A 12,120-nucleotide genomic window follows, 5' to 3' on the forward strand; every position below is an offset into this window, starting at 1 on the left:
GGGGGGGTGCTTATCCCCGCGGGTTTTGCGGGTTTCGGCCCGCGCGACACATCCACCCCCCCCCCTGTTACCCTTGGGGGCCCCCGGCGGGGGGCCGGCCCCCCCCCGGGGGGGCGCCCGTCGCCGTCCCACCCGCTCCGGCGGGAGCGGACACGCCTAAAGCCACCCGTTGTGCCGGGCGTTGCGGGCGGCTTCGACGCGGTTGCGGGTGCCTGTCTTGCCGATCGCGGCGGACAGGTAGTTGCGGACCGTGCTCTCCGACAGGTGCAGCCGTAGCGCGATGTCGGCGATCGTCGCGCCGTCGGCCGCGGCGGCCAGCACGTCCCGCTCCCTCCCGGTCAGGGGGTTGGCACCGGCGCTCAGCGCGGCCGCCGCCAGCCCGGGGTCGATCACCTTCTCCCCGGCCAGGACCCGCCGGATCGCCACGGCGAGCTGCTCGACCGGCCCGTCCTTGACCAGGAAGCCCGCGGCGCCCGCCTCCATCGCCCGCCGCAGGTAGCCGGGCCTGCCGAACGTGGTCAGGATCAGCACCCGGCAGCCGGGCAGCCGGTCCCGCAGTTCGGCGGCGGCGTCCAGACCGCTCATGCCCGGCATCTCGATGTCCAGGAGCGCGACGTCGGGGCGCACCCGCAACGCGGTGGGCACGACCTCGCCGCCCGTGGCGACCGTGGCGACGACCTCGATGTCGTCCTCCAGATCCAGGAGCATGGCGAGCGCGCCGCGCATCATGCCCTGGTCCTCGGCCAGCAGCACTGTGATCATGGAATTGTCACCTTCAGCAGGAAGCCGTCTCGGGTGTCCGTCTCCAGGTGTCCGCCCGCTGCCACGACCCGTTCGGCCAGGCCGCGCAGGCCGTTGCCGAAGGCGGTCCTGGCGGCCCCTCTGCCGTCATCGTGGATCTCCAGGGCGGTCCCGTCCAGTCTGATCGCGCAGGCGGTGGCGCCGCTGTGGCGGATGACGTTGGTCACTCCCTCCCGTACGGCCCAGCCCAGCAGGGCGTCGGCCTCCGGCGTGCCGGCCTGTCCGGCGCCGGTCACCGTGGTGGCGATGCCCGCGTCGGCCAGCGCCGTGCGCGCCGACGCCAGCTCGGCGGCCAGGCCACGGCCCCGGTAACCGGTGACCGCGCTCCTGACCTCCGTCAGCGCCTCCCGGCCGATGGCCTCGATGTCGGCCGCCTGCCGCGCCGCCGCCTCCGCGTCACGAGGGGCCAGGCGCCGTACGGCCTCCGCCTTCACCACCATCACCGACAGCGTGTGCCCCAGCAGATCGTGCAGGTCCCGGGAGAACCGGAGCCGTTCCTCGGCCACCGCGGCGTGGGCCAGCTCCTCACGGGTCTGCTGGAGCTCGGCGATCACGCGGGACAGCTTCAGGACGATGCTGACGATCAGACCACCCGTGGCCGTCCCCCAGAGGGTCGTCGAGATGCTCTCCCCGGCCGATCCCACGCGCCACATCAGCAGCGCCAGTGCGAGCGTCAGCGTGAGAAGGACGGGGTAGATCCACTTGCTCCGGATCGCGACCCCGGCGGCGATGGTCATCAGCGGCGCCAGGTAGAACCAGTTGTCCGCGAACCGGGTCAGCAGCGCGAACGTCACCAGCACGAGCGCGGCCAGCGCCACGACCGCCTCGCGGGTCCTGCCCCGGAAGGACAGGGTGACGGTCAGCGCGTAGAAGGCGACGAAGGCCACCAGCAGCAGCGCCGCCAGGGCTGCCGGCCGTACCAGGCCCTCGGCCAGATCCCGCACCGGCGGGTAGGCGAGCAGCAGCCACGGGTAGAACGCGAACTCCCCCGGCCCTTCCGCTTTCTTTCTCACCCGGTCATCCCTACCACGCGGCGCGGCCGGCCCGGCGTCGGTGCTCCGCCCCGTCCTCCCCTGGCGGGGCGGAGGCTCGCGCCCGGGACCTCGCCGCGTGCCGATCAGGGCTGGCCCGCGGGTTCCTGCTCGGGCTCCTCGATCCAGTCGGCGACGGCCGGGAACGTCTTCCGGGCGATCAGCTGCTGGCCCGCGGCGTTGGGGTGGAAGAAGTCCCATTTGCTGACGTGGTTCAGCGTGAATCGGCAGTCGAACAGGGCGTTGTCGTCGAACCTGCAGGCCGGGCCGTACGCGGCGCAGACCCTGGCCAGGGCGGCGTTGTAGCCGGCGACCCGGTCCCGCACCCGGTCGCGGCGGGCCCTGTCGGCCGCGGCGGTCGAGGTGGGCCTGTCCAGCATGGTGGGGCAGATCCGGCCGATCGACCAGAACGCGCGCGCCGCCAGGTGGTCCTTGCCGACCCGCCACAGCCTCTTGAGGTCGGGAACGCTCGCCACGAAAACCCTGCCGTCGGGGCGTCCGGCCTGGAACCGCGCCAGTGCCTCGGCGACGTGTTTCTCATAGACGTCCACCGGGGTCATCCGCCGCTCCTCGGGCACGCAGGCGTCCTGGGCTCCGACCAGGACGGTCACGTAGTCGGCGCGCCGCGCGACGGCCTTGGACATCTGCCCGGCCAGATCGGCGCTGGTCGCGCCGGGGACGGCGAGGTTGACGTTGTGCCCGAAGACGCCCGTGTCCCGGTCCAGCAGCCTCAGATAGTGGCTCTGGACCGCTATCTGGTCACCCGCCGACCAGGAGTGCGAGGGACAGGCGGCATACCAGCCGCAGGCGTTGAATCCGGCGCTGATGGAATCTCCGACGGCGGCCATCACCGCCGGCCGCCACGGCTCGGCGGCACGCGCCGCCGGGAGCGGCACGGGCACCCCTGTGGCCGTGAGCGCCACGACCCCTGTGAATGCTGTCACAGTCCTGCGCACCAGGGCACCTCCGGCTGAGAGATCATGTCTGATTCGGATGTATCACCGCAGGACAGCGCGGTGTTCTCCGTTGACCCAGTGCCTTGGTTTTCTTGACACAGCGTGGCGGCTGTGCTGACCGGGGACCGGTTGCCGAACGCGTTCAGTTTCCGTCATAGAGTGTTCCGGGTGAGTGTCGCGCTCGGATTAACCCGTCCCCTCGTGGTGAGAACCACGTTCGTCGGCGACCCCGACGACCTGCTCGCGCGACTTCCCACGGCCGCCCCCTACGCCTGGATCAGGCATGGTGAGGGACTGGTCGCATGGGGGGAGGTCGCGCGCGTGGCCGTGCCACCCGGTCCCAGGCGTTTCGACTGGGCCCGCGACTGGTTGGCCGGCATCTTCGGCGAAGCCCACGTCGACGACAACGTGGGCGCCCCCGGCTCAGGCCCGGTCGCCTTCGGCTCATTCACCTTCGACCCCGACTCCCCCGGCTCGGTCCTGGCCGTGCCTCAGGTCATCCTCGCCCGCCGTAACGGCCGTGCCTGGCTGACCACCATCGGGGAGGAACGGCTCGACCTGGTCACCCCGCCCCGCGACCCGGGCAGGATCCGGTACGGCGACGGCAGCCTGACCGCTCCCGAATGGGAGCACGCCGTGGCGCGAGCCGTCCAGCAGATCAGGTCGGGCCGTCTGGAGAAGGCCGTGCTCGCGCGTGACCTGACCGCCACCGCCGAGCGGGAGATCGACGTCCGCCTGCTGCTGTCCCGTCTGGCCCGGCGCTACCCCGAGTGCTACACCTTCTCCTGCGCCGGCCTGGTCGGCGCCACCCCCGAGCTGCTGGTCCGGCGCACCGGCGAGACGATCGAGTCCCTGGCGCTGGCGGGCACGGTCTCCCGGGGCGCGAACCAGGCCGAGGACCTGGCGCGCGGTGCGGCCCTGTTCGCCTCGGAGAAGGATCGCCACGAGCACACCTGCGCGGTGGAGTCGGTGCGGGAGGCGCTGGCCCCGCTCTGCTCGGAGCTGAAGGTGCCCGAGGAGCCCGAGCTGCTGGTGCTGCCGAACGTCCAGCATCTGGCCAGCCCGGTGACCGGAAGGCTGTCGGCCGGGGCTTCGGTCCTGGACGTGGTGGCCGCCATGCATCCGACCGCCGCCGTCGGCGGCACGCCCACGGAGACGGCGCTCGACGTCATCCGCGAGCTGGAGGGCATGGACCGCGCCGGTTACGCCGGCCCGGTCGGCTGGATCGACGCCCGTGGCGACGGCGAGTGGGGCATCGCGCTGCGCTGCGCCCAGATCGAGGGCTCGCGAGCCCGCCTGTTCGCCGGCTGCGGCATCATGGGCGACTCCGACCCGGCCTGCGAGCTCGCCGAGTCCCAGGCCAAGCTGCGCGTGATGCGATACGCCCTGGAAGGCTGACCCTCCGGCACCGGCACCATGGCCCGGCTGAGAGGGAGACCCGGCTCGGCGGCCGAGGGCCACGGCCGCCGCCGGCCGGGCCGGCTGCCACGGACCGGAGAAGGAAGACGGCCTCGGGGGTCCGGGCGGAGCGGCCGGGCTTTTCGCTCCGTTCATCGTCGGACGTGATGCCTGCCCCTGCGCCGGTCCTGCAGCCGGACCACGATGAAGGCCACCACGGCGAGCGCCACGACGACCAGCACGGCCTTGGACAGGATCCCGGCGTAGCCCTCGACCAGCGACCAGTTCTCCCCCAGCAGGTACCCGGCCATCACGAAGATCGTGTTCCAGACGAGGCTGCCCAGCGCGGTCAGGAGGGTGAAGATCGGGATCGGCATGCGCTCGATCCCGGCCGGGATCGAGATGAAGCTGCGGAACAGGGGGATCATCCGGCCGAAGAAGACCGACTTCCTGCCGTGCCTGGCGAACCAGGCTTCGGACTTCTCGATGTCGGAGACGCTGATCAGCGGCAGTTTCGCCGCGATGGCCACCACCCGCTCGCGGCCCAGGAGCGCTCCGATTCCATAGAGCGCCAGCGCGCCGGCCACCGAACCGATGGTGGTCCAGAGTATGGCGTCGAGCAGGGTCAGCGTCCCCTTGTTCGCGGTGAACCCGGCCAGCGGCAGGATCACCTCGCTCGGCAGCGGAGGGAACAGGTTCTCAAGCGCGATCGCCACTCCTGCCCCGGGCGCCCCCAAGGTCTCCATGAGACCGACTGCCCATCCGGCGATTCCACCAACGGTCGTTGAAGTCATGCCCCAAAGGCTAGGTAAATCAAGATATGCCCGGGATGAGGGCTACTGCGGGGATTTCCTCATACGCACCCCAGCTAAGGAGGTGCAGAAAACCTCAGGACCGTCTGAGACAGCACCTCAGGACCGTCTGAGATAGACCGTCTCCCCGGCCTCGACCGCCGCCCGGCCGGCCGTCAGCGTGGCGATCCAGCCCGGGAAGTCGGGAAGGTCGGACTCGCGCACCGCGACCCGGAAGCCGACCTCGGCGCCGTAGACGACCTCCTTCACCTCGTACGGCGAGGCGCGCAGATCGTTCTCCAGCCGCCCGGCCTGGACATGGTCCACGGTCACCGACATGACCTTCGCGGGCACCATCTCGACCAGGGGCGCCAGGTCCAGCGTCTTGCCGACCGACGATCCGTAGGCCCGGACCAGGCCACCGGCGCCCAGCTTCACCCCGCCGAAGTAACGCGTGACCACCGCCACCGCGTCGCCGATCCCCCGGCGCAGCAGCGTCTCCAGCATCGGAGTCCCGGCGGTGCCACCGGGTTCCCCGTCGTCGTCGGCCTTCTGGATCCGCCTGTCCCCGCCGATCACGTAGGCCGAGCAGTTGTGCGTGGCATCGCCGTAGAGCTGCCTGCGCCCGGCGACGAACCCCTTGGCCTCCTCCTCCGAGAAGGCCGGGGCGATCGCGCAGATGAACCGTGATCGCTTGATCTCGATCTCGTGCTCGGCGACGTCTTCCAAGGTCAGGTACGGCTCGGCCATCTGGTCAGGCTACTCGCCTTTACAAAGTAGATTAACAGCACCCCGGGCGATGGCGCCCGCCGCCTCGCGACGCCCGCGCGTCAGATCGTGTTCTCGTGGATGTGCACGATGAGCCATCGCCCCTCGATGAGCCGCAGCACCGCGGTGGTCCGCACGATCTCCGGCTCTCCCTGCGCAAAGTCCACACGAAGCAGTTGACGCGTTCCTCGGGTTCAGGCCCGGGGTTCTCGCCCGTGTCGCATGGGTTCATGCGGCACCTCGAGGGCTTCCTCGTTCACCGGGCCGTGCCACCGCACGCGGTGGTCTTACCTGCCCTCCGGAGGCGTTTAACCTCTCCGCCCGTCCAGCGGCGAGGATGTTGATCGCCGCATTCACGTCCCGGTCATGGACCGCGCCACACGAGCACTCCCACGACCGGACGTTCAGCGGCATGGACCCGGCGAGCGCGCCGCAGGCGGAGCACAACCTGGAGGAGGGAAACCACCGGTCGATCCGGTGGAAGGCCCGCCCGTACAGGGCGGCCTTGTACTCCAGCATCCCGACGAAGGACGACCAGCCCGCGTCGTGCACGCTCTTGGCCAGCCGGGTGCGCGCCAGCCCGTTCACTGCCAGGTCTTCCACGACCACCGTTTGGTTATCACGGATGATCTTTGTGGATTCCCGGTGGTGGAACTCGCGGCGCGCGTCGGCGACCTTCGCATGCTGACGGGCCACCGCGGCGCGGGCCTTGACCCGGTTGTTCGACCCCTTCGCCTTGCGGGCCAGCGCCCGCTGGAGCCGCTTGAGTTTCTTCTCCGCCCGCCGCAGGAAACGCGGCGAGTCGATCTTCCGCCCGTTGGACAGGACCGCGAAATGGCCCAAGCCGAGGTCGATGCCGGTCTCGCTCTCCACCGGTGGGAGGGGATGCTCGGCGACCTCGACCACGAATGAGGCGAAGTATCGCCCGGCCGCGTCCTTGACCACGGTCACCGAGGAGGGTTCGGCGGGCAGGTCCCGCGACCAGCGGACCGCCACGTCCCCGATCTTCGGCAGGCGCAGCCTCCCGCCCGGCGTGAGGGCGAACCGGGCGTTCTTGGTGAAGCGGATCGCCTGCCGGTTGTCCCTCTTCGACCGGAAACGCGGCGGGGCGACCTTCGGGCCCTTCCGCTTGCTCGACAGGGAGGCGAAGAAGTTGCGGTAGGCGGTGTTCAGGTCGGCGAGCGCCTGCTGCAACACCACGGCCGACACCTCACTCAGCCAGGAGCGTTCCGGGGTCTTCTTCGCCTCGGTGACGACCCGCTTGGACAGGTCCCCGTCACAGAGGTACGGCAGCCCGGCCGCGTGGGCGTCGGCCCGTGCGCGCAGCCCGTCGTTGAACACCACCCGCGCACACCCGAACGCCCGCGCCAGCGCGGCACGCTGGTCGGCGTCGGGATACACCCGGTAGTTGTAACGAAGCCGCACCCGCTGATCATATCGTTGGCTTATGGCCGAGCATGAAGACATCAGAACCGGCAGGCACTGTGTTTTTGCCCCACATGCGCATTTGGTCTTCGTGACCAGGTTCCGGCACGAGGTGTTCACCGGCACCCACCTGAACAGGATGGGGGAGATCATGCGGGATGTGTGCGCCGACTTCGAGACCGAGTTGCGCGAGTTCAACGGCGAGAGCGATCACGTCCACCTGCTGGTGAACTTCCCACCCAAGATCGCCCTGTCCAGACTCGTCAACTCGCTGAAGGGCGTTTCCTCCCGCCGGATGCGCCGGGAGTTTCCCGAGTTGGCCCACCACTGTTACCGGGCGAACAAGCTGTGGTCGGGCTCCTGCTTCGCCGGGTCGGTGGGCGGCGCCCCGATCGGCGTCCTACGCCGGTACATCGAGCGGCAAAACCGCCCGGATTAGGGCACGCTCAGGCCCCGGGGGTCTTCCCACGCGGGCCTTCACCCCGGCCCGAAGGCCGGAGCACTGACCCGCATTCTGGTAGCGGGCGAGGGCCACTCCCTCCCAGACGTCGATGACCTCGTCATAGGCGTGCACACCGGTCTCCGCCGGGCCGTCGGCGGGTCTGGCGTCGCGCACCTTGTCCAGTTGCGCTCCGCTGGTGATCAGCACCGGGTCCGCCGAGTCCCAGATCGTGGCCTCTGGATGAAGCAGCCGGTCGATCCCCGCCCGATCACCCCGCCGGTAGGCGTCGTACATCGCGGCAATGACCGCCCAGACGGCTTCGCGTTCCACCTTTCACTCCCCCTTTGCAGAATGATTGTCCTTCCACGCTGTGGATAGGCTGAATCGATTCCGTTCTTTACAAAGTAGATCCACTATAGGAGACCATATGGCCGAGCAGCTCCAGGCGATGCCCACAGACTGGCAACGGGCGCTGGCGATCGTGGCACACCCCGACGACCTGGAATATGGCGCCGCCGCGGCGATCGCCGTCTGGGGCGACGCCGGCAAGGAGATTTCCTACCTGCTGGTCACACGGGGCGAGGCCGGGATCGGCACCTTGGACCCGGCCAAGGCCGCTCCCCTGCGCGAGCAGGAGCAGCGGGCCAGCGCCGCCGCGGTGGGGGTGACATCGGTGGAGTTCCTCGACCATAGGGACGGAGTGATCGAGTACGGCCTGGCCCTGCGCAAGGACCTAGCAGGAGCCATCCGGCAGTACCGACCGGAGCTCGTGCTGACCTTGAACCACCGCGACACCTGGGGCGGCACGACCTGGAACACCCCCGACCACCGGGCGGTGGGCCAGGCCACGCTGGACGCCGCCGCGGACGCGGGAAACCGATGGATCTTCCCCGAACTCGCCGACCAGGGGCTCGTCCCGTGGGACGGCGTGCGCTGGGTGGCCGTCGCCGGATCGCCCCAGCCGACCCACGCGGTCGACGTGACCGACGGGCTGGACCGGGCGGTGCGCTCCCTGTTGGAACACCGCACCTACATCGAGGCGCTCACCGACGAGGATCCCGAGAGCTACAGCCGCGCTTTCCTGGAGCGGACCACCTCCCAGGCAGCCGTCCGCTTCGGCGGCCGGCCCGCCGTCAGCTTCGAGTTGTTCCCCCGCTGATCCCGAACCCCCGTGCCGCCGGGGCCGGGAACGGCCTGACTGGTGCCGGCGCTCCACGGGCGCGAGCGCCCCGGTCGCCGTGGAGTACCGGCACCGGCGAGAACGGCGCTAGCCGGGCGGATCGTTCCGGCTCAGCTCGTGGGCGAGCTGCTGGAGCTCGGCCCCGCCCGCCATCAGGGAGGTGAGCTCCTCGCGGGTGATGTCCGCCTTGCCGTACTCGCCGAGGCTGACACCCCGGTTGAGCAGCAGGAACCGGTCCCCGATCGGGTAGGCGTGGTGGGGGTTGTGGGTGATGAAGACGACGCCGAGACCCCGGTCGCGGGCCTGGGCGATGTAGCGGAGCACGACCCCGGCCTGTTTGACCCCCAGGGCGGAGGTCGGCTCGTCCAGGATGAGCACGCGGGCGCCGAAGTGGACGGCGCGGGCGATGGCCACGGACTGGCGTTCGCCACCGGACAGGGTGCCTATCGGCTGGTCGACGTCGCGGATGTCGATGCCCATGGAGCTCAGCTCCTCGCGGACCACGCGCTTGGCCCTGGCCACGTCGAACCGGCGGAACGGGCCCCAGCCGAGCGCGGGCTCGGAGCCGAGGAAGAAGTTTCGCCAGACCGACATCAGCGGGATCATCGCCAGGTCCTGGTAGACCGTCGCGATGCCCCGGTCCAGGGCGTCACGGGGGCTGGTGAAGGCGGCGGGGGCGCCGTCCACCAGATACTCCCCCGAGTCGGGCGCGTGCATGCCCGACAAGATCTTGATCAATGTGGACTTCCCCGCGCCGTTGTCGCCGAGGACGCAGGTCACCTCTCCCGCGCACACCCGCATGGAGACGTCGCGCAGCGCGATCACGCCGCCGAACGTCTTGCCCGCGGCACGGACCTCCAGAAGGCAGGGGGAGGCTCCGGCGCCCGGGGACCGCTCCGGGGTGGCGTTCCCGGGGGTCTCATCCGTTCCGGTCAATGCTTCACCTCCTCCGCGTAGCGGCGGACGAGCCGGTTGGCCAGGGTCGCCAGCAGCAGCATGGCTCCCAGGAAGAACTTGAACCAGTCGGCGTCCCAGCCGGCGAACACGATGCCCTTGTCCGCCATGCCGAAGATCACGGCGCCGATGGAGGCCCCGATCGCGGAGCCGTACCCGCCGGTCAGCAGGCAGCCGCCGATCACCGCCGCGATGATGTAGATGAACTCCTGGCCGATTCCGGAGTTGGCCTGCACCGAGGTGAAGCGCAGCGCCAGGATCGAGCCGACCAGCCAGGCGGCCACGGCGGTGGTCATGAACAGCGCGATCTTCGTCCGTTCGGCGGGGACCCCGACCGCGCGGGCGGCCTGGGCGTCGCCGCCCACCGCGAAGATCCAGTTTCCGGCCCGGGTCCGCATGAGGACCCAGGTGGCCAGCGCGGTGACGCCCAGCCACCACAGGATGGCCACCCGGAAGTCGGTCCCGCCGGCCGAGAAGGTCCCGGCCAGCACGGCTCGCGCCCCCTCGTATCCCTCGGCCCTGCGCAGCCCGCTGACCTGCACGGTCCCGGTGAGTGCCTTGGTGACGCCCAGGTTGACGCCCTGCAGCATCAGGAACGTGCCGAGCGTGACGATGAAACTCGGCAGCTTGGTCCGGACCACGATCAGCCCGTTCAGGAAACCGATCAGCAGTGCCGCCACGAGGGCGACGAGCATCGCCGTCCAGACCGACAGGCCGTACCGGGTGGCGAGGACGACCACGATCAGGCCGGTGGTGCCGGTGAGCACCCCCGCCGACAGGTCGAACTCGCCACCGATCATCAGCAGCGCGATCGCCACCGCCATGATGCCGAGGGTGGAGGCCGGGTCCAGCCAGTTGGCCACGCCGTCGATCGAGCGGAACGTGGCCGACTGGCTCGCGAAGAACACGAAGACCGCGACCGCGCCGACCACGGCGCCGAGCTCCGGCCGGATCAGCATCCGCCGGGCCACCCCGGTCCGCGCGAGCCGTTCGTCCACCGCCGTCACCGGGCGCTCCCTCCGCCGAGTGCCGGCGCCCCGCGGCCGGGTGACGCCGGCGTCCGCCGGTTGAGGATCATCGGGTGCCGCCCTCGGCGAGCTTGGCCACCTGCGCGGCGTTGTCCTTGGTGACGAAGCCGGGGCCGGTGTTGACCGGCAGGCCCCCGCCGACGGTGTTGAGGTTGTTGCGGTAGAGGGTCAGGAAGGTGATCGGCAGCCAGCCCTGGAGGTACTGCTGCTGGTCCACCGCGAACAGGATCTCGCCGTCCTTGATCGCGGTGACCACGTCGGCCGACAGGTCGAAGGTGCCGAGCTTGGCCTTGGAGCCGCTGTCGGCGATCGCGTCACGGGCGGCGATGGCCACGGCCGGGTTCAGGGTGAGGACGCCGTTGATGGAGGTGTCCGACTGGAGCCTGGCCTTGATCTTGGAGGTGGCGTCGGCGAGGTTGCTCACGTCCACCTGGAGCCGCTCGACCCTGCTGCCCAGCCCCTGAGTGGCGCCCTCGCAGCGCTGGTCGAGGCCCACGTTCCCGGCCTCGTGAATCACGCAGAGCAGATTGGTGACACCTGCGGCCTTGAGCTTCTCTCCCGCGCCCCGTCCGGCCACGTCCTCGGACTGGCCGACGTGAGTGATCGCGCCGAACTCGCGAAACCTGTCCACACCGGAGTTGATCGTGATCACCGGGATCTTGGCGGCCACGGCCTTGCCGATGGCCTCCTTCAGCGCGTCCGGGTTGGCCATGGAGACCACGATGCCGTCGACCTTCTGGCTCACGGCCTGGTCGATGAGCTGGGACTGCCGCGCCGGATCTCCGTCGCCCTGGTAGCTCACCGTGACCCCGTACTGCTTGCCGGCGGCCTCGGCGCCGTTCTTGACCACGTCCCAGAAGGCGTCCCCCGCGCCCGCGTGGGTGATGACGGCGAACCTGCCGCCCTTGGCCGTCGGAGCCGGGGCGGCCGCGGCCGGCAACTCCCCGGCGCCCTGGCCGCCGCTCTGCCCGCCCGAACCACCTGAGCAGCCGGTCAGGGCGGAGAGCCCCAGCATTGCCGCTATGACCAGCCCTGTTGTCCACTTCATCGGTAACCTCCGTGCGTCTCTCGCCGGATCTGCCCCGCCTCTGGTTTGTAACCACCGCATTACCTGGATGTCAACGATTTGTCGTGACATTAGGACCTACGATGGCGAAGTAAGCTCTCATTAATCACACATCCGTCTATATGTCATGACATTTGTACGTATCGTTGCCCAGTCTTTATCTGAGGGTCCGGAGGCGTCACGATGAGCGAGCGCGACCGCCTCCACCCTCCGTCGAGACCTCCACGACCCGGTTCGTCCCCGCGATCACACCGGTGAAGACATTTGACGATTCGGATAT

Annotated in this window: 13 protein-coding genes; 3 read left to right on the forward strand and 10 right to left on the reverse strand. The window is 70.0% G+C overall.

Going from position 1 to position 12,120, the window contains the following annotated elements; translation table 11 throughout:
* Positions 1-156: 156 nt before the first annotated feature.
* The 3 genes from ACFY2X_RS16985 to ACFY2X_RS16995 all read right to left on the reverse strand — a co-directional run bounded on the left by ACFY2X_RS16985 (position 157) and on the right by ACFY2X_RS16995 (position 2,776).
* A complete protein-coding gene (locus tag ACFY2X_RS16985; protein WP_389939045.1) occupies positions 157-762 on the reverse strand; it encodes a response regulator in 606 nt (201 codons plus the stop codon).
* Positions 759-1,814, reverse strand: a complete 1,056-nt coding sequence (locus ACFY2X_RS16990; RefSeq protein WP_389939047.1) for a sensor histidine kinase — start codon at positions 1,812-1,814, stop codon at positions 759-761. The genes ACFY2X_RS16985 and ACFY2X_RS16990 overlap by 4 nt, the downstream gene beginning before the upstream one ends.
* Before the next feature lie 104 nt (positions 1,815-1,918).
* On the reverse strand, positions 1,919-2,776 hold the full coding sequence (locus tag ACFY2X_RS16995) for an SGNH/GDSL hydrolase family protein (protein WP_389939049.1): 858 nt from the start codon (positions 2,774-2,776) through the stop codon (positions 1,919-1,921).
* A 180-nt stretch (positions 2,777-2,956) separates the two neighbouring features.
* Between ACFY2X_RS16995 and ACFY2X_RS17000 the strand changes: the two genes are divergently transcribed.
* Complete coding sequence (locus tag ACFY2X_RS17000; protein ID WP_389939051.1) at positions 2,957-4,186, forward strand: isochorismate synthase MenF; 1,230 nt, start codon at positions 2,957-2,959, stop codon at positions 4,184-4,186.
* 152 nt (positions 4,187-4,338) lie between these two features.
* Here the strand turns inward: ACFY2X_RS17000 and ACFY2X_RS17005 are convergent, their stop codons facing one another.
* From ACFY2X_RS17005 to ACFY2X_RS17015, 3 genes are all read right to left on the reverse strand, one after another.
* Positions 4,339-4,980 (reverse strand): DedA family protein, encoded by a 642-nt coding sequence (locus tag ACFY2X_RS17005; RefSeq protein ID WP_389939053.1) that lies wholly within the window; start codon positions 4,978-4,980, stop codon positions 4,339-4,341.
* Between the two features lie 117 nt (positions 4,981-5,097).
* Positions 5,098-5,727: a YigZ family protein gene (locus ACFY2X_RS17010; protein WP_389939055.1), complete on the reverse strand. Its 630-nt coding sequence runs from the start codon at positions 5,725-5,727 to the stop codon at positions 5,098-5,100.
* A gap of 246 nt (positions 5,728-5,973) precedes the next feature.
* Positions 5,974-7,170 (reverse strand): RNA-guided endonuclease InsQ/TnpB family protein, encoded by a 1,197-nt coding sequence (locus ACFY2X_RS17015; protein ID WP_389939057.1) that lies wholly within the window; start codon positions 7,168-7,170, stop codon positions 5,974-5,976.
* Between the two features lie 22 nt (positions 7,171-7,192).
* Between ACFY2X_RS17015 and tnpA the strand changes: the two genes are divergently transcribed.
* The gene (tnpA, locus tag ACFY2X_RS17020) at positions 7,193-7,609 is read left to right on the forward strand and encodes an IS200/IS605 family transposase (RefSeq protein ID WP_389939059.1); all 417 of its coding nucleotides are present in this window, start codon (positions 7,193-7,195) and stop codon (positions 7,607-7,609) included.
* Here tnpA and ACFY2X_RS17025 read toward each other — a convergent pair.
* Positions 7,571-7,942, reverse strand: coding sequence for a DUF4440 domain-containing protein (locus ACFY2X_RS17025; protein WP_389939061.1), 372 nt, complete (start codon positions 7,940-7,942; stop codon positions 7,571-7,573). The genes tnpA and ACFY2X_RS17025 overlap by 39 nt on opposite strands.
* Before the next feature lie 97 nt (positions 7,943-8,039).
* On the opposite strand from ACFY2X_RS17025, the gene ACFY2X_RS17030 reads away from it, so the two are divergent.
* Positions 8,040-8,771 carry a PIG-L deacetylase family protein gene (locus ACFY2X_RS17030; RefSeq protein WP_389939063.1) on the forward strand — a complete coding sequence of 244 codons (732 nt, stop codon included), beginning with the start codon at positions 8,040-8,042 and terminating at the stop codon, positions 8,769-8,771.
* A 108-nt stretch (positions 8,772-8,879) separates the two neighbouring features.
* Here ACFY2X_RS17030 and ACFY2X_RS17035 read toward each other — a convergent pair whose 3' ends face one another.
* From ACFY2X_RS17035 to ACFY2X_RS17045, 3 genes are all read right to left on the reverse strand, one after another.
* Positions 8,880-9,653 (reverse strand): ATP-binding cassette domain-containing protein, encoded by a 774-nt coding sequence (locus ACFY2X_RS17035; protein WP_389939220.1) that lies wholly within the window; start codon positions 9,651-9,653, stop codon positions 8,880-8,882.
* A gap of 71 nt (positions 9,654-9,724) precedes the next feature.
* Positions 9,725-10,753 carry an ABC transporter permease gene (locus ACFY2X_RS17040; protein ID WP_389939065.1) on the reverse strand — a complete coding sequence of 343 codons (1,029 nt, stop codon included), beginning with the start codon at positions 10,751-10,753 and terminating at the stop codon, positions 9,725-9,727.
* A 67-nt stretch (positions 10,754-10,820) separates the two neighbouring features.
* Entirely contained in the window at positions 10,821-11,822 is a 1,002-nt protein-coding gene (locus ACFY2X_RS17045) for a sugar ABC transporter substrate-binding protein (protein ID WP_389939067.1), read from the reverse strand.
* Between the last annotated feature and the right edge of the window lie 298 nt (positions 11,823-12,120).

Source organism: Streptosporangium sp. NPDC000396 (assembly GCF_042898655.1).
Classification (GTDB): Bacteria; Actinomycetota; Actinomycetes; order Streptosporangiales; family Streptosporangiaceae; genus Streptosporangium.